A 15,216-nucleotide genomic window follows, 5' to 3' on the forward strand; every position below is an offset into this window, starting at 1 on the left:
GCACTTTTGCCAATGAGACAATCGCGCGACGGACGCTTTTATCCTCTATTGCGGCAAATGCCTTGTTTTGAACTCTGACAGCTCGTCGGCCGGGCAGGCCTTGGCCGGGTCTTCAGCCGTTGCAGGCATCCCATCCCCTTGTTCGAAAAAATAGCTCACATGTACACCGAGCAGAACTGCCAGTGTTTGAAGGCGGCTGGCGCTGATCCAACGGCGACGGAGTCTGAATTTGCGTCGGGTCGACGGCGCCGCTTGTTCGGCCTCCCATATCTATGATAATGTCCTTTATCATAGATAGGAGATGCGTATGGACTGGCTGTGGACATGGAGCGGAAAATGTTTCGGGTACCGCGACGGAGACGATCTCTGGACGCATGACGGGCGGCATGTTGGGCGGTTTAGTGGTGACACGGTTTTTGACCGCAAGGGGAATTATCTTGGGGAAGTTATGAACAGCGATCGTCTGATCCGAAAGAGCAATCCGCCAAGTGTCCGCAGCTCATCCTTTACACCGTGGGCGAAGCGAGTTGGGTATGTGAAATATACGGATTATGTGGGCTACATGATGTACGCTGGCTATGAGGATTTTCCTGGTCCGGAGAGCCTGTGATGAAACGTGACATGAATCTTATCCGTGAATTGCTGCTGCGACTGGAAGCAAGAGATTTGCCCTCTGGAGCGGTTTGGTTCGTAGATGCTGGTGACGAGCTGATGCAGATAGAAGGCTATTCGCGTCAACAAATTGATCAGCACATCGCTTTGATTGGGCGGTCGGGTTTCGTTGACACTGGCAGCAGCAACCCGAACTATGGTATCGGATTTAAAGGGCTGACCTGGGAAGGCCACGACTTCGTCGACAGCGTGCGTGACCAAGATATTTGGGACAAAACCCAAAAAGGCATGAAAGACGTTGGGGGCTTTACCTTTGATCTCGTCAAGGACCTTGCCAAAGGCTTTATCAAACAGAAAATAAAGCAGCATACGGGCGTAGAGTTGTGAACGCCATCACGTCATTAAGCCTGCCCGATACGAATAGTCTGCCGTTGATATCTGCAGCTAGCGAGACGACACAGCGGCGCTTTCTCGAATTCTTCACCGCGCAGATCCGCAATGTGAACACGCGGCGGTCCTACGCAAAGGCCGCCCTCGAGCTCCTGTCCTGGTGCGAGCTTCGCGGCGCAAGATCCCTTGATGTCATCACGCCCATTCATGTGGCGGGCTGGATCGAGGAACTGACGGGCACCCACTCGGCGCCGACGGTCAAGCAACGGCTGGCCGCGGTGCGGCACCTGTTCGACTGGCTGGTGACGGGGCATATCATGCAGGCCAACCCAGCCCATTCCGTGCGCGGCCCGAAGCATTCGCGCAAGCGAGGTAAAACGCCCGTATTGTCTCCGGAAGAAGCGCGCCAGCTGCTCGACGGGATCCCGACGGACATGCTGATTGGCAAGCGGGACCGCGCCCTGATCGGTCTCATGACCTACACGTTCGCGCGGATCGGCGCGGCCGTCGGCATGGAGGTGCGGGACGCTTACCTGCAGAACCGTCGCCTGTGGGTGCGATTGCACGAGAAAGGTGGCAAACAGGTGGAACTTCCCTGCCACCACTCCCTCGAGGCGTTCCTCGAGGACTATATTGAGGCGGCAGGCCTGCGAGATACGCCACGTGCACCATTGTTCCAAACGATCAAGCGTGGAACGAGACACCTTTCCGGTCAGCCCCTTGCCCAGGCTGATGCTTATCTGATGATCCAGCGCCGCGCCGTCGCAGCCGGCATCAGCACGGCGGTATGCAACCACACCTTCCGCGCCACTGGCATCACCGCGTATCTGAAAAACGGTGGGACGCTCGAGAAGGCGGCCAACATCGCCAACCACTCTTCGACAAGGACGACTCAGCTTTACGATCGCCGCAGTGACGATGTGAGTCTGGATGAAGTCGAACGGATTTTGATCTAAGTCTGCGGGACATTTCCTAAGCAACATGGGGACATTGCGCGAAGGTCTTTGAAGGTCACTACTATGTAATGTAGTATTGGGCGACGGACAGGAGGCAAACCATGTTTAAAATCACCGGTTTAGACAAAATCACAAAGGAGCTAGACCAGCTGCAGCGGGTGATCGGCGGGCTGGACGGCGAAATTGGCCAGGTCAAATTCGATCCGAGTGATCCGGCAAGCATTGAGAGTGCAATCAGTGACGTCGAGAATATGATCGATCAGAAGGCCGGCCACTATGCCTCAAATTCTATGGCCGCCTCAATCATCGAGCAGATGAAGGACACCTATCGACAGGCTATTCTCGACAAGGCGGCTGAAGCACGAGCAGCAGGTGATAACGCATAATGCCTAATTACAGTGACCTGTTTGCCGAGATCAACAACGCCGTCCTTGATCTGCAGAATGCCCAGCTTCAAAGCTACGATCGGCCTCTCAAGACGCTGGCGCGTCTGCTTCGCAGCCCCGATCTTGAACAGGCCAACGCCCAATTGACGGAAGGTCTGGATCTCGAGGCATTCCTTACCGGCCAAGAGCGCAGCGGCTCCATGATGGGTAGCGACAGCGTCACGTGGCCCGACGAGCATGAAAAGGTGCTTGGTCTAACGCTGCTGTTGATTTTCCGCTTCGCGGAGAATGCGCACGAGATGGCCGATTTTGGACATACCTATTTCTACGCCGGCAGCAGCATCATGAAGAACGTCCACGCTGTGACCCGTCAGGTCATCGTTCCGTTCAACCGTGACTATAAGACATATGTTCTCTCTCAGGGACAAACCATGGCCAAAATCGTCCGTCCTCTCACCAATCGGGTGTTTGTGGTTCATGGCCACGATGGCGAGGCCCGCGAGGCCGTCGCCCGGTTCCTCGAAAAGATCGGTTTCGATCCCGTCATTCTTCACGAACAGGCCAACCGCAGCCGGACTATCATCGAGAAGATTGAAGCCAATCACGACGTGAGCTTCGCCGTGATCCTGCTGACCCCCGACGATGAAGGATGCGTCAAAGGCGGTACACCGGAGCCCCGTGCCCGGCAGAACGTACTGCTCGAGCTGGGGTACTTTATGGCGCATCTTGGACGTGAAAATGTCTGTGCGCTGAAACGGGGGCAAGTCGAGATCCCCAGCGACTTCGCCGGCGTCGTATGGGAGCCTATGGACGACAATGGCGGTTGGAGGGCAAGTTTGGCTCGCGAGCTTGAAGCCGCCGGTCACTCCATCGACTGGAACCAGGTCATGAAGCCCCGATGAAGCTAAATCTCAAGGAGGCCAGTACCGTCGCCTCACTCGCGCAGCTGCTTTATGAGTTTCTGCCTGGAAGCGGCAACAATGCGACCGCGTTCCCATTGGCCGCGCAAAAGGTCGGCGTAGGCGAATTCTGGCAGCCAGGCAGCAAATTGCCGGCGCTCACACGCCTGCTTACGCTGACCTTGGAACATCACCGTAACCTATTTTGCCCCCTCATCCTCGAGATCGTCACCCAGTCGATGACGTGGCGCGGCCGGCGCGAGCCCCTGACACGGGCCGAGATCGATCAGCTCAACACCTTATTGCCCGGCGTAGGATTCAAGATCCCCGATCTGCTGGATCCTGCATTCCTCGCCACGCTGACAGGTTCACCCGCCACCCCTACCCCGCCTCCACCGGACCAACCCCATGCCGCCGACCCCGCCAAGTTGGCAGAGCTTGCCGGCCAGTTGCGCGACCTTGCCGCCCTGCAGCCGCAGGAGCGCGGATATGCGTTTGAGAAATTCCTCCATGCCCTCTTTGACGCTTATGGCCTAATGCCGCGCGCGTCGTTCAAGCCCCGAACTGGCGAACAGATCGACGGGAGCTTTGAACTCGGCGCCGATACCTACCTACTCGAGGCGAAGTGGCATAATGGACTGACGCCGGCGGCGGATCTTCATATCCTGAATGGCAAACTCAGCAGCCGTCCGACTTGGTCGCGCGGGCTTTTTATCAGCTACACCGGCTTTAGCCCGGACGGGCTGGACGCGTTCAGTCGCGGAAAAACAAGCCTGATCTGCATGAACGGTTATGATCTCCACGAGACATTGAGCCGTGGGCTGGCGCTCGATCGGGTGATCTCGCGCAAGGCCCGTCATGCTGTAGAGACGGGCCATGTGTGCGTATCGGTCCGCGAGCTATTCCCGTAGACCCCGCCTAAACCCAGTCCGCCGGCTTGGTAAGTGGTTTCATCTTGTCGCGCGGCAGAGGATCGGCGAACTGCGCTGCCGCGAGGTCAGCGTCGGTAATGTAGGCAACCCTAGAAGCCACCTTTGTCAACGACGGCGCCGGCACGGGACGATTGGCCTGCTGCGGTAGCACCGGAGCGACGACCACGACCGTCTTGCCCAGCTCTTCGGTCGCGATCCGGATCGGTTCGACCAGGTCTGTATCGTTGGTGAGCACATAAGCCACATCAAAGGCGTTCTGGAACGCGTCCCGCACCAGGTGGACACCCAGCTTGACGTCCGTTCCCTTCTCCTGCGGCGTGGCGACATACACGAATTCCGGATAGGGTTGAGGCCAAACATAGCCGTCAGGCTTTGCCATCGGCGGGTGGACGAGCTTGACCCACCTGTTGCTGATGGTGAAGTTCCCCGAATGGATCGCAATGGCGCCCGTCGACTTCAGCGCAGCCAGATAGGCTTGCTGCTTGCCCACAGCAGCCGGATCGATCTTGCCCGACACGTAAGCGGTATAGAAGTTGACCAAGTCAATGGTGGTGTTCGGATCGTCGGCCGTGGCAAGTGCCTGTGCCAACGCATGAACGTTCAGCCAACGGAACTGGCGGTTCTTGCGGAGGCGCGCGTGGTAGAAGTTGAATCCGTCGATATAGAAGATGGCGCGCATGGTCAGATCTCCAGATCCGTTGCGCCGATCTCCAACATCCGCTCGTAGAGGGCGTGAAAACGGTCTGCCGGAAAACCTTCCGTGCCATTGGTCTTGTGCTGGCTGACAACGAGATAGGGGTTCCAGATCTGCACATAGTGAAGGCTTCCCGACACACCGGGCTTGGTCGCGATGAAACCAAGTTCCTCGAGCTTGCGCACGCGTTCCTTCCAGGTCGAGACGCCGCGCAGCCCCGAGAACCCCGAGGCAAACGCGATTTCCTGCTGCTTGCTGAGTGTCACGAAGCCGTCGTCGTTGCTCCGGCACCACAGTTCGAGGTAAGTCGACGAAACAGGCTTGCCCTTCCCCGAGAGGGCATCCATGATGGATCCGAGGAGCGGCATGGTGCGGGGGATGGTCGTGAAGCCCTTGGCGGTCTTCCGGTTCCAGACATCGGTCGGGTCGACCGTACCGAACACCTGCTGGCGCAGCTCGGCCTGCTTCTCTTCGATCTTCTTCTTAACGGCGGGAGCCATATGATATTCCTTTCAATAAATTTCGTAGCCTAGATATAATTATTTTATGTAGCAATTTCAATTACTTAGTTATCGTCTCAGCGTTTCTAATTCCGCATATATCGCCCATTCATGGATAATCCTTTGCCCATATATCGTCAAGTCAGATGTATTTAGACGTTGAGATAGGAAAGGAAAGCAAGATTTTCCAGTCGGTTACAGGAAATTTCCTGTGCTCCCGTGTTATCCTGTTATCCCTGAGTGCTAATACGTGCTCCCCTGTGCTCGAATGGAGAGGGTCCGGGAGAGGGTCAACCTTTGACAGGATTGGTGTTCTGTCCCATATAGTGACTGAGACCACTAGCAGCTATGCTGTTAGTCCAAGAGCCGCCGAGGAGCAATCCGAAGCGGCTTTTGGCTTTTTAAAAGGGTATGTCATCCACGATGTCAGCCGGCCGGCGCACCAGATGGCTTGCCGTGGTGTCGCTGATGACCACCAGGACAATTTCAGCAGGTTCGAACGGCGTCCGGTTGGTCACATACTTGTGGCCTTCATCCATATCATAGCGCGGATGCCGGCGTGAGGCGGTGTAGGCTCCCAGGAATACGTTGATACCGATCGCGGCGAGCATGGGAAGGATCTCGTTGACGTCCGCTTGCTTCTGAATGACTTCCGCGTAGGTCGGGTTATATTCGTCATGAGGATCAGCCCATATGTTCGGAACCATGGGCTCGAGCAGCTCCGCAATCTTCCCGAGGAGATTGACGTTGTCCCTGGTCGGCTCGACTTCAAACGTCAGATTCGTTTCAAAGCTCAATCTGATCGCATCGACGATCCTGCGCCCCGAATTGACCGGAACGAGAATGACCTCACCCGCCGCCCCCTGTTCGGAATTGGTCTGGATCTGCGCGCGAAGCGAAAGGGCGGGTACACTCAAGGCCTCGGCGATAAATGCCGCCGTTTCCAACGCAACCGGAGCACCTGTCTCGGCCCGTTGAACAGTACGCTTGTTGACATTACATAGCAGGGCCAGGCGTTCCTGCGATATACCTTTGGCCAGCCGCAGCTGCCTCACCTTTTCACCATCAAGCGCCATGTTCGGCCTCCGTTTCATTGATGGTGAGATCATGGATGCCTTTCTAAATTGCGCCGACGTCATGAAGGCGACACTACCATGAAATGGAGGCGACACCAGCACGACATCTGGCGACATCAAGGTGCCAAATGCACGACAGGAATAGGTCTGGGCTGGAATGGCAATGCCCCGGGCGCTTGCATGCAGAGGCGCTACCGGGGCTCACAAGACCAACATGGATTAACCAGCAGGAACTTTCAAGACGGCGCCCATGGACCCCCGCGGCCCTTCCGTTGGCGATTGCCGATCTGATGCTGTACCCGATGGCGAAAGGCGGCTATCAGACCACATGTAAGTCTTACGTGGTGGAAGGCTCATTGATGCCCTGCTGCCCCGCACGACAGGCCGAGGCTGGGTATCAAGTATTCTCGTGAAAAAAGGCCCGATGACGGGCCTTAATCCATTTTCGGCCAGCGCTTGGCGCTGACCCCGGAGCGTTGCTCTAGTCATTAAATAGGACGAAGTTGCAAAGTTTTGCAACTTTCTGGTCGGCGGATAGAAGGGAACCCAATGACATATTCTGAAGATGAGCACATCGAGCGCGCACGCTCCGATCTGGAACATACCGGCCGCTACTGGGCTATTGGATTGTCTTCGTCGCATTTTCGGTCGCTAAAGAAGCGCCTTGAATCCGAGTACCCACGCATTCAGGGTCACGAATACCACGGCGACAATGGCGATCACTATCAATGCGTGCTCGTCGATCTTGATTTCGCAGATTTCGACATCGAGGAATTCGCACGGATTGCGCGCCGGCGCCAAGTTCTCATGACGAGAGGGCAAACGAAGGGTTTGCCGGAGTAGTGATGTATGCCATATAAACTATGTATCCCCCAGCTGGTCACTGCTCTGCATACCGCTGGGGCAAGTTTTTTCTGGGGTATAGTCTTGTTGCCAGGCCCGCAGGGTAGCCCATCCATGGCCTTGCGACCATAGGTCCGGCCTCCGGGTTTTTAGGCACCCTCATGAAAGACATATAGAAGGCTCCGCCTTTCTTCTTTTCTTGATGGGGGCCGAGGGGCTTCGCCCCTTCTCTCCCCCAAACAGGATCTTCCGCCCAGCTTCCTCCACTCCGCTGCGCTACGCTCCGTGCAGCCGGGTCCCCGCGAAGACCTGTTGTCCCCTTCCATCCCCACCGCTCACGCGGCCCCGGGAGGCAGAACGCGGTTCTGCCACCGTGTTCCACGGAAAAACAAGGAAGGAACAAGACCATGAACATCATGACAATGCCGGACGTGACCACCATAGAAGCTGTCGTCACCGAAGCCACCAGCGTCCGGCACACCGCCGAGCGCATTGCCCTCAACCACCTCGTGCCGAGCAAGGCCAACGTGCGGCGCGTCAACGCCGCCGCCGGCGTGTCCGAGTTGGCGGATAGCATCGAGGCCCACGGTCTCATCCAGAACCTCACCGTCCGACGGGCGAAGAAGGGCAAGTACGAGGTAGTAGCCGGTTCCCGCCGCCTCGCCGCCCTCCGCCTGCTGGCGAAGGAAGGACGGCTGGCCGAAGATGCCGAAATCCCCTGCAATGTGCGCACCGACGACAACGACACGGAAATCTCGCTGGCCGAGAATGTCCAGCGCGAAGCCATGCACATCGTCGATGAAATCCTCGCCTACCGCGACCTGACCGAAAACGGCATGGCCCCGGATACCATTGCCGCCCGCTTCGGCCAGTCGGTCGTCACCGTGCGCCAGCGCCTCAAACTCGCCAACCTCTCCCCCAAGGTGCTGGATGTCATGCGCGATGACGATATGACCGTTGAGCAGGCCCGCGCCCTCGCCATCAGCGACAGCCACGAGGAACAGGAGCGCGTCTGGTTTGCGTCGCCGTCCTATCACCGTGACCCGCGCAGCCTGCGTGCCATGCTGACCAGCGAGCATGTGCGCAGCACCGACCGGATTGCGCGGTTCGTGGGGCTGGAAGCCTATGAGGCCGCGGGCGGTGCCCTCGTCCGCGACCTGTTCGGCGAGGATACCAGTACGTTCCTGAGCGACCAGCCCCTGCTGGCACGGCTTGCCATGGACGCCTTGGAGCAAGCAGCTGAACCGCTGCGGCTGGGGGGCTGGAAATGGGTCGAAACCACCCTTGAGGCTTCCAGCTTGTTCCACGCCGGTCATGCGCGGATTTACCCGCAAACCCGCGCGTTGAGCGAACGCGAGGAGACCGACCTTGCGGAACTTGGCGAGCAATTCGACGCGTTGCAGGCCCAAATTGACGGCTACGCCGAGGGCGACCCTGCCATCGAGGCCGACGAGGCGCGATTGGCCGAGATGGAACAGCGGATTTCCGCCATCCAGAGCGCGACGAAAAGCTACGACCCGCAGGAAATGGCCTTGGCCGGGTGCATCGTTGCCATCGACCACAGCGGCTCCCTGAACATCGGCCGGGGTTACGTGAAGACCGAGGACACGGCCGCGCTGGAACAGCTTCGGCGTGGTGCGCCCGAGGCAACGGAGGACAATGACAAGGCCCCTGCCCTGCCTGCCGACGAGCCGGGAACCCTTTACTCCGCTGCGCTGGTCGAGGAACTGACCGCCATCCGCACCGCCGCCATGCGCGTGGAGCTTGCCAACCGCCCCACCATCGCCCTCGCCGCCCTGCTGTATCCGATGGTGGGCCGCATCTTCCACAGCGGCTACACGACAGTGGATGCGGCGGTGGAAGTGAGCGGGCAGCGCCGTGAGCTTGCCCCTTCCATCAAAGAGCCGGGTGAGGTCCGTGCCCTTGCCGCATGGCAGGCGATGAAAGAGGGGTGGGGCGACACCCTCCCCGGCCAAACCGCCGACCTGTGGGCATGGCTTCTTGAACAGCCCGTGGACAAACTGCTTGAACTACTGGCGTTCGTCACCGCCGCCAACCTCAATGGCATCAAAGCCAAGCACGACCAGTCCAAGGGACGATTGGCCAATGCCGAGCAAGTCGCCGTGGCGGTTGGGCTGGACATGCGCGCTCACTGGACGCCGGATGCCACCTTCCTCAACCGCTTGAGCAAGGCGGGGATTGCGGCGGTGCTGGACGAGGCCGGATGCGCGCCGCAGGCCGTGCGGGCTGTGGAGAAGGCGGCGAAAGCCGAAGCGGTCACCGAAGCCGAGACGTTGTTGCAGGGCAAAGGCTGGCTGCCAGCGGTGCTGCAGAACGTCAGCGCGTAGTCACGTGTCAATTCGATATCGATAAAGGCCCAGACCGCCGTGTCTGGGCTTTTCCATATAGGCGGTAGCCGTCTCGGCCGGGTTCGACCCGACCTGCGCCAGGGCGAGGAGAGCCCCCTTGGCCCCTCCCCTCGCGCTCTCCTCCCGCCCGGTGAGTTCTGTATTGAATGATTCCCCGCACCAGAAACCGGTCTGTGCCAGGCAAAGGGTATGGTGCCTCCTATCTACGGCCATCGCTGTGCTTTTAAAGAAACACAGAATTCCTTATTTCCTTATTTCCGTGTTTACTGCCTGCTATTGGCAGCGAACAAACATGGTCTTTTTGGATCCTCCGCCCTCGAAGCCCATGGAAAAGCTGAATTGATCATCCGATATCTTCTCGGCGATCGCGGCAGCCAGGAATGAACCGCAGTTCAAGACATATTTGATTTCCGTGTTGGTTTTAGTCCTTTGAGCAAGCTGGCAGCCGAACGCGTTCTTCCCTAAAATATCTGCGATGCCCTCGAATTCCATATCCGGGAAGCCGCATTGACCGCCCTGTGCAGAACGCCAACCGGACGTTTTCTTCGGTGGAGGTTCCTCAGCCTGTTCTTTGGGCATGCATGTCCCGCCAACCGTGTCGTACCATTCCATGGTTCCGCAAGTCGGATCCTTGCTCAGGGTTTCCCTTGCCCGTGCGCGATCTCGTTCGTGGTAGGTATCTGGGTCGATCGTGCTGAACGAGCCGGTTCCCATAAGCTTGATTGCGCTAAGCTGATAATCAGAATTATGGGGCATCGCCTTGAGTTGCTGCTCCCAGCCAGCAACCCATTCGTTTCTCCGGGCATCAATTTTCGCCATATTCGCTTCGTGGTTTGCAGTAAACTCACGAAACTGCCGCTGGATCTGGATACCTTCGTAAACGTGATCCACCACAAGATCGACACCGGCGTCGATGACGATCCCGCCCAGCACACCGCCTCCCCCGGTCAACCCTGTGATAATTAATTTCGTGCCCAGTTTGACGTTGGCCACGGCAAGGGCTTCCTGACCTTCCTTGCTCGCCTCGTTAAGCTTGGAGGTCTCTCCTATCAAGCCACCCACTTTTCCCATGGCGTCTTTAAGGCCCTTCGGGGCGCTATACGAAAGCTCACCCTTTAGGGTTAGACCGTTACTGAGGGCCTCAACCGCGTCGGGGAGCTCTGTCGCTTTTGTTTCAGTCTTGTAAGACAACAAGGCGCAAATGCAGGCGCTAACATGCCAATTTCTATGCAATAGGCCCTCCTACATTTCAAAACTGGACGTGATAATATTTTTGGGTTTGCAGGTCGTTTTGTCGTCAACGTCGAACAAAATGAACCCGACCATGCGGTTTGACTTCCTGTCCGAGAATGCGAGAAGACGGCTATCAGGGCCGGTGAACCCGATGCTCGTATATAGTTCATTTCCCGGTTCGCGAGGTTTCCCCTTGAAAGTAAGCTTGCTCGAATTGAGGTACGACTTCGCATAAGTGCGACAAGGATCCGCCACACCGGCGCCGATGAGTTTCATCATGCCGACAATGTTGTTCCGCACTATCAAAGACTCGCGTTCGTCGGACGTAAATCTGGAAAATAGGCTGTCAGGCTGATCAAGCAATTGAACGTTTTCGACGAACTTCGCCACCATCACCGGGCGGTACCTGACCAGCACCTCAACAATGTTGGGAGGTTCTTGAGCCTTGAAAAGCTGCTCCGACACGAAGGACCCCGACATTAGACCGAAAGATTCTACTTCATCCCCCTTATATCTCAGTAGGATAAAGGTATCAGATATCCAGCTATACAGAAGATCGAACCGCACCCCGTTGATTTCGTATCGGTGGCGCATAGACGTTTTTAGCAGCAGATCTGCGGTCTTTATTACCTTATCGTAGTCAAAGGCCTTCAATTCAGCTGCCGCCTGTTTGTTAAAAGCGGGCCTAAAAATCGCGGTCGCCACCACCGCTGAAAAATCTTGAAGCATTTTTTCGTCAGGGACGAGAGAGCTGGTTTCAGCTGGTCCTGCAGCGGGCTCCATGTCTTTTAGGATTTCCACCCCCTGGACGCCAACCAATCCGTCCAGGTCTTCAGGATCTGAAGCCAAGTTTTGATTCTTCCCCTGCTTGTCGGCAGTTACGAATGTCGTTCCATCGAAAACGAAGTAATGCGCACCAATCTTACCGCCCATACCAACGCGGCCTGAAAGCACCAGAAGACGGCTGTCGGCATGGAAGTAGAAGGGGCGGTCGTCGTTGTCCCGCCAGTGGCAAGACGCCACTTCCAGAGGATGGGTACGTCCGGTTTGCACATCGATGGCAACCGCTGTCTCACAATTCTCCCCTGCCCCGATGACCGCCAGAATGTAGTGGCCGGCAAAGTTCACCGGACCTCGATACGCTTGCTCCAGGTAGGGCTGAACGCGCTTCATATCCGGCGAGTCGATTACCAAGCCGGCATGAGACTTGGGATCGGACACCTCGACTTCATAATCTTTGAATTTAGGTCCGGATGCCGCAAATGCATAAATGCCGAAGCCCGAAGCCACCAACGATGCCAAGGCCGCTATAAAAACCCATTTTCTCATGCATTACTCTCCGTAGTAGAGCCATGATTGCATCCAAAAAATCCTTTGGGAAGTATGTCAGAGCCGGTTGCCGACGTTTCGTCGTTGGCCTGTTGCACATGGCTTTCAACTTGCTTTGGGCGCCTGGCTCACACATCTCAGCTTCCGTAAACACAGAAATCCGTATTTCTGCATTTGCAGATTTCAGGATGGAATCCCCACACGTTATGAATAGGATAGCCCCATTTCACCGAACCATTCCCCTCCCCTTGCGCCGGTGGCGTGGCGCTTAGTTTGCAGGGGTCTGCCAAGTTCCTCCCGTTTCGGCTGACGCCTTGCTGCCGGAATTCGCGGGATATGCGCCCACCCTCCTCCGCCGGCAATCAGCTGCCCGCTCCGTTCGCTACGCTCCCGTGTTGCTGTTGCCTGCGGACGCGCGCTCCGAGGGCTGGCGCCTGACATCCCCGAACCGGCCGCGAAGGGCGCAGCCGGATAACCAACGGGGAGAACCCACATGAAACAGACCCAAAAGAGCAAACCCGACTACGCCGCCTACACCGTCGAAGGCGACGGTGACAAAGCCCATTGGACGAAGATAGGCGCAGCCTGGTCGCATAACGACGGTGAAGGCTTCAACATCCAGCTCACGGCCCTGCCCCTCAACGGACGACTGATTGTCCGCAAGCCCAAGGCCGAACGGGATGACGCCTAATGGAATCCCGCAATGCCATCCTGCACGGCGATTGCATCACTCTGATGCAGCGCCTGCAGAGCGGGTCCGTGGATTTCATCCTCACGGATCCGCCCTACCTGGTGCGTTATCGCGATCGCCATGGCCGTACCGTCGCCAACGACGACAACGCCACTTGGCTGAAACCTGCCTTTGTGGAAATGTATCGCCTCCTTAGACCCGGTGGACTTGCCGTCAGCTTCTACGGCTGGAACCACGTAGACACGTTTGTGGACGCTTGGCGTACCGCCGGCTTCCGAATCGTGGGGCATCTTGTCTTTGCCAAACCCTATGCGTCGTCTCGGCGATACCTGCACCACACGCACGAGCAAGCGTATTTGCTGGCGAAGGGGCAAGCCCCCTCCCCTGCCCGGCACCTGGACGATGTGCTGCCATGGGACTACACCGGCAATCGCTTGCATCCTACGCAGAAGCCCTTGCGACCGTTATCCGCGCTCATCCGTACGTTTACGCGTCCAGGCGAGCTGGTGCTCGATCCGTTCTGCGGTTCGGGGTCGTCGCTGGTAGCAGCGAAGGCGACGGGGCGCGACTTCCTCGGCATCGAGCTTGATCGGCGCCATCACATGACGGCATCGTTGCGCATATACAGTTAAACAGAAATGCAGAAACACGGAATTCCGTGTTTCTGCATTTCTTTATCGTTTAAAGTCTTATCTTATCAATGCCTTCCATAAGGCTCACGGCCGAGAGCCGCCGCAAGGCGTCGATAGGAGACGCCACCCATGCCGGGAATGCGAAGGATGTCTGCGTTCGACAGGTGCTGCATGTCGTCCACTATCTCAAAACCCAGTTGATGGAGTTCGTCGCACAGCGAGGGTTTCAGTTTCAGGTCGGATATCTTCGTTTTCAAATCGCTCATATGCCCAGTCGACCACATCGTTTCATCAGTCATCAACTCGCAAAAGTGTGAGTTCAAAAATGGCCGGACGCATCCGGCACGCCTGGTCCGATACCGGTCATCCGAAACGCTGTCGATTGGTGAATCCTACAAACGAGCTCGTCGCTCATGACTGGCCACACCATAAGGAAATACAGATTTCTGCATTTCCTTATGGTGTGGCCGTATTTCCTTATGGTGTGGCCGTTTCCCAACACCGCGTTAGCAAAGCTTTAACCAAGGCTGGCACATTCTGCAAAAACGTGAAAACGTGATTACAGAGAAACTGATTTACAGAAATAAAGAAACACAGAAAGGCAGAAGCCCATGATCATCGGAGTGCTCAGCCAGAAAGGCGGCGTCGGCAAAACCACAATCGCCGTGAACCTGGCCGCGACTTTTGCCAAATCCGGCTTGCGCGTGCTTCTCGTCGATGCCGACCCGCAGGGAAGTGCGCTGCAATGGTCCGCCGCGCGTGAGGCGGAGCCGCTGTTTTCGGTCGTAGGTATGCCGAAGCCGAGTCTGCACCGCGATCTGCCGGACATTGCCAATGACTACCAGGTGGTGATCATTGACGGGGCACCGCGCGTCAACGAGCTGGGCCGCGCCGCGATCATGGCCAGCGACGAAGTGCTGATTCCGGTCCAGCCGTCACCTTACGACATCTGGGCGGCGGCCGAGACCGTAAAGCTGATTCAGGAAGCTCAGCAGTTCAAGCCGTCACTACGCGGGTCGTTTGTCATCAACCGCAAGATCGCCAAGACCGCGATCGGCCGGGACGTAACCGAAGCACTCGCAAGCTTTGAAGGTATTCCCGTTCTTCCCACCGCGCTGCATCAGCGTGTGATCTACGCCGAGAGCGCAGGGCAGGGGCTTTCCGTCCTCGAAGTGGATCCGCGGTGCGAGGCCGCGCGCGAAGTGGCAGCGCTGGCCAAGCTACTCGGCGTCAAAAATGAGAAGAAAGGCAAAGCCGCATGAAAAAAACCACCATCAGAATGCCGGTCGCCACCCCGCCGGCGGCGGCCGACCAATGGGTAGCCCAGTCGGGTAACGATGTCTCCGAAGGCCCCAAGGCCGCTGCTGTCGTCCCGTTGAAGCAGCCGACCGCTGCCCCGGCACCTACCGAGGTGCTCAAGCGCCTGACGATTGATATGCCCGAGAGCCTGCATCGCCGTGTGAAGATCGGTTGCACCATGCGCGGCACCAAGATGAACGAGCTTATCCGCGAGCTGCTGGAGCGTGAGTTTCCGGAATAAGCCGCCCTTCTGCATTTAAGGAAACACGGAAATCTGTATCTGCGTGAATACAGATGCACAGAAAATGACCGATGGCATGGCCGAGAGCGAGCAAATCCGTTCCCAAGGCCCCGAATCGCCGATAGGGTAGGGAC

General features: G+C 57.4%; 18 protein-coding genes. 12 read left to right on the forward strand and 6 right to left on the reverse strand.

Annotated elements, in window-relative coordinates:
- Nucleotides 1-307: 307 nt before the first annotated feature.
- The 6 genes from QA648_RS36920 (at nt 308) to QA648_RS36945 (ending at nt 4,154) form a co-directional block, all read left to right on the forward strand.
- The gene (locus tag QA648_RS36920; RefSeq protein ID WP_283055166.1) at nt 308-610 is read left to right on the forward strand and encodes a 4-fold beta flower protein; all 303 of its coding nucleotides are present in this window, start codon (nt 308-310) and stop codon (nt 608-610) included.
- Nucleotides 610-999 carry a DUF2513 domain-containing protein gene (locus QA648_RS36925; protein WP_283055167.1) on the forward strand — a complete coding sequence of 130 codons (390 nt, stop codon included), beginning with the start codon at nt 610-612 and terminating at the stop codon, nt 997-999. The genes QA648_RS36920 and QA648_RS36925 overlap by 1 nt, the downstream gene beginning before the upstream one ends.
- Before the next feature lie 5 nt (nt 1,000-1,004).
- Nucleotides 1,005-1,958, forward strand: a complete 954-nt coding sequence (locus QA648_RS36930; protein ID WP_283055204.1) for a tyrosine-type recombinase/integrase — start codon at nt 1,005-1,007, stop codon at nt 1,956-1,958.
- A 101-nt stretch (nt 1,959-2,059) separates the two neighbouring features.
- On the forward strand, nt 2,060-2,344 hold the full coding sequence (locus QA648_RS36935; RefSeq protein ID WP_283055168.1) for a hypothetical protein: 285 nt from the start codon (nt 2,060-2,062) through the stop codon (nt 2,342-2,344).
- Nucleotides 2,344-3,246 carry a nucleotide-binding protein gene (locus tag QA648_RS36940; protein ID WP_283055169.1) on the forward strand — a complete coding sequence of 301 codons (903 nt, stop codon included), beginning with the start codon at nt 2,344-2,346 and terminating at the stop codon, nt 3,244-3,246. Before QA648_RS36935 ends, QA648_RS36940 begins: the two co-directional genes overlap by 1 nt.
- The gene (locus tag QA648_RS36945; protein WP_283055170.1) at nt 3,243-4,154 is read left to right on the forward strand and encodes a restriction endonuclease; all 912 of its coding nucleotides are present in this window, start codon (nt 3,243-3,245) and stop codon (nt 4,152-4,154) included. The genes QA648_RS36940 and QA648_RS36945 overlap by 4 nt, the downstream gene beginning before the upstream one ends.
- A 7-nt stretch (nt 4,155-4,161) precedes the next feature.
- On the opposite strand, the gene QA648_RS36950 is transcribed toward QA648_RS36945, so the two are convergent.
- From QA648_RS36950 to QA648_RS36960, 3 genes are all read right to left on the reverse strand, one after another.
- The gene (locus tag QA648_RS36950; protein WP_283055171.1) at nt 4,162-4,854 is read right to left on the reverse strand and encodes an NYN domain-containing protein; all 693 of its coding nucleotides are present in this window, start codon (nt 4,852-4,854) and stop codon (nt 4,162-4,164) included.
- Nucleotides 4,855-4,856: 2 nt separating this feature from the next.
- A complete protein-coding gene (locus tag QA648_RS36955) occupies nt 4,857-5,369 on the reverse strand; it encodes a hypothetical protein (RefSeq protein WP_077994549.1) in 513 nt (170 codons plus the stop codon).
- A 401-nt stretch (nt 5,370-5,770) separates the two neighbouring features.
- Nucleotides 5,771-6,445 (reverse strand): helix-turn-helix transcriptional regulator, encoded by a 675-nt coding sequence (locus QA648_RS36960; RefSeq protein WP_283055172.1) that lies wholly within the window; start codon nt 6,443-6,445, stop codon nt 5,771-5,773.
- A gap of 549 nt (nt 6,446-6,994) precedes the next feature.
- Between QA648_RS36960 and QA648_RS36965 the strand changes: the two genes are divergently transcribed.
- Together QA648_RS36965 and QA648_RS36970 are read left to right on the forward strand one after the other, a co-directional pair.
- Entirely contained in the window at nt 6,995-7,288 is a 294-nt protein-coding gene (locus QA648_RS36965; RefSeq protein WP_283055173.1) for a hypothetical protein, read from the forward strand.
- Nucleotides 7,289-7,695: 407 nt separating this feature from the next.
- Nucleotides 7,696-9,636, forward strand: coding sequence for a ParB/RepB/Spo0J family partition protein (locus QA648_RS36970; RefSeq protein ID WP_283055174.1), 1,941 nt, complete (start codon nt 7,696-7,698; stop codon nt 9,634-9,636).
- A gap of 294 nt (nt 9,637-9,930) precedes the next feature.
- Here QA648_RS36970 and QA648_RS36975 read toward each other — a convergent pair whose 3' ends face one another.
- Nucleotides 9,931-10,890: a hypothetical protein gene (locus QA648_RS36975; protein WP_283055175.1), complete on the reverse strand. Its 960-nt coding sequence runs from the start codon at nt 10,888-10,890 to the stop codon at nt 9,931-9,933.
- A gap of 9 nt (nt 10,891-10,899) precedes the next feature.
- Nucleotides 10,900-12,219, reverse strand: a complete 1,320-nt coding sequence (locus QA648_RS36980) for a hypothetical protein (RefSeq protein ID WP_283055176.1) — start codon at nt 12,217-12,219, stop codon at nt 10,900-10,902.
- Nucleotides 12,220-12,712: 493 nt separating this feature from the next.
- On the opposite strand from QA648_RS36980, the gene QA648_RS36985 reads away from it, so the two are divergent.
- Together QA648_RS36985 and QA648_RS36990 are read left to right on the forward strand one after the other, a co-directional pair.
- Nucleotides 12,713-12,910, forward strand: a complete 198-nt coding sequence (locus QA648_RS36985) for a hypothetical protein (protein WP_283055177.1) — start codon at nt 12,713-12,715, stop codon at nt 12,908-12,910.
- Nucleotides 12,910-13,542 (forward strand): DNA methyltransferase, encoded by a 633-nt coding sequence (locus QA648_RS36990; RefSeq protein WP_283055178.1) that lies wholly within the window; start codon nt 12,910-12,912, stop codon nt 13,540-13,542. The genes QA648_RS36985 and QA648_RS36990 overlap by 1 nt, the downstream gene beginning before the upstream one ends.
- 65 nt (nt 13,543-13,607) lie before the next feature.
- Here the strand turns inward: QA648_RS36990 and QA648_RS36995 are convergent, their stop codons facing one another.
- On the reverse strand, nt 13,608-13,799 hold the full coding sequence (locus tag QA648_RS36995; RefSeq protein ID WP_283055205.1) for a hypothetical protein: 192 nt from the start codon (nt 13,797-13,799) through the stop codon (nt 13,608-13,610).
- A 354-nt stretch (nt 13,800-14,153) separates the two neighbouring features.
- Between QA648_RS36995 and parA the strand changes: the two genes are divergently transcribed.
- Both parA and QA648_RS37005 read left to right on the forward strand, forming a co-directional pair.
- The gene (gene parA, locus QA648_RS37000) at nt 14,154-14,804 is read left to right on the forward strand and encodes a ParA family partition ATPase (RefSeq protein WP_283055179.1); all 651 of its coding nucleotides are present in this window, start codon (nt 14,154-14,156) and stop codon (nt 14,802-14,804) included.
- Nucleotides 14,801-15,082 (forward strand): plasmid partition protein ParG, encoded by a 282-nt coding sequence (locus QA648_RS37005; RefSeq protein ID WP_283055180.1) that lies wholly within the window; start codon nt 14,801-14,803, stop codon nt 15,080-15,082. The genes parA and QA648_RS37005 overlap by 4 nt, the downstream gene beginning before the upstream one ends.
- Nucleotides 15,083-15,216 lie beyond the last annotated feature (134 nt).

Source organism: Rhizobium sp. CB3171 (assembly GCF_029714265.1).
Lineage (GTDB): Bacteria > Pseudomonadota > Alphaproteobacteria > Rhizobiales > Rhizobiaceae > Rhizobium.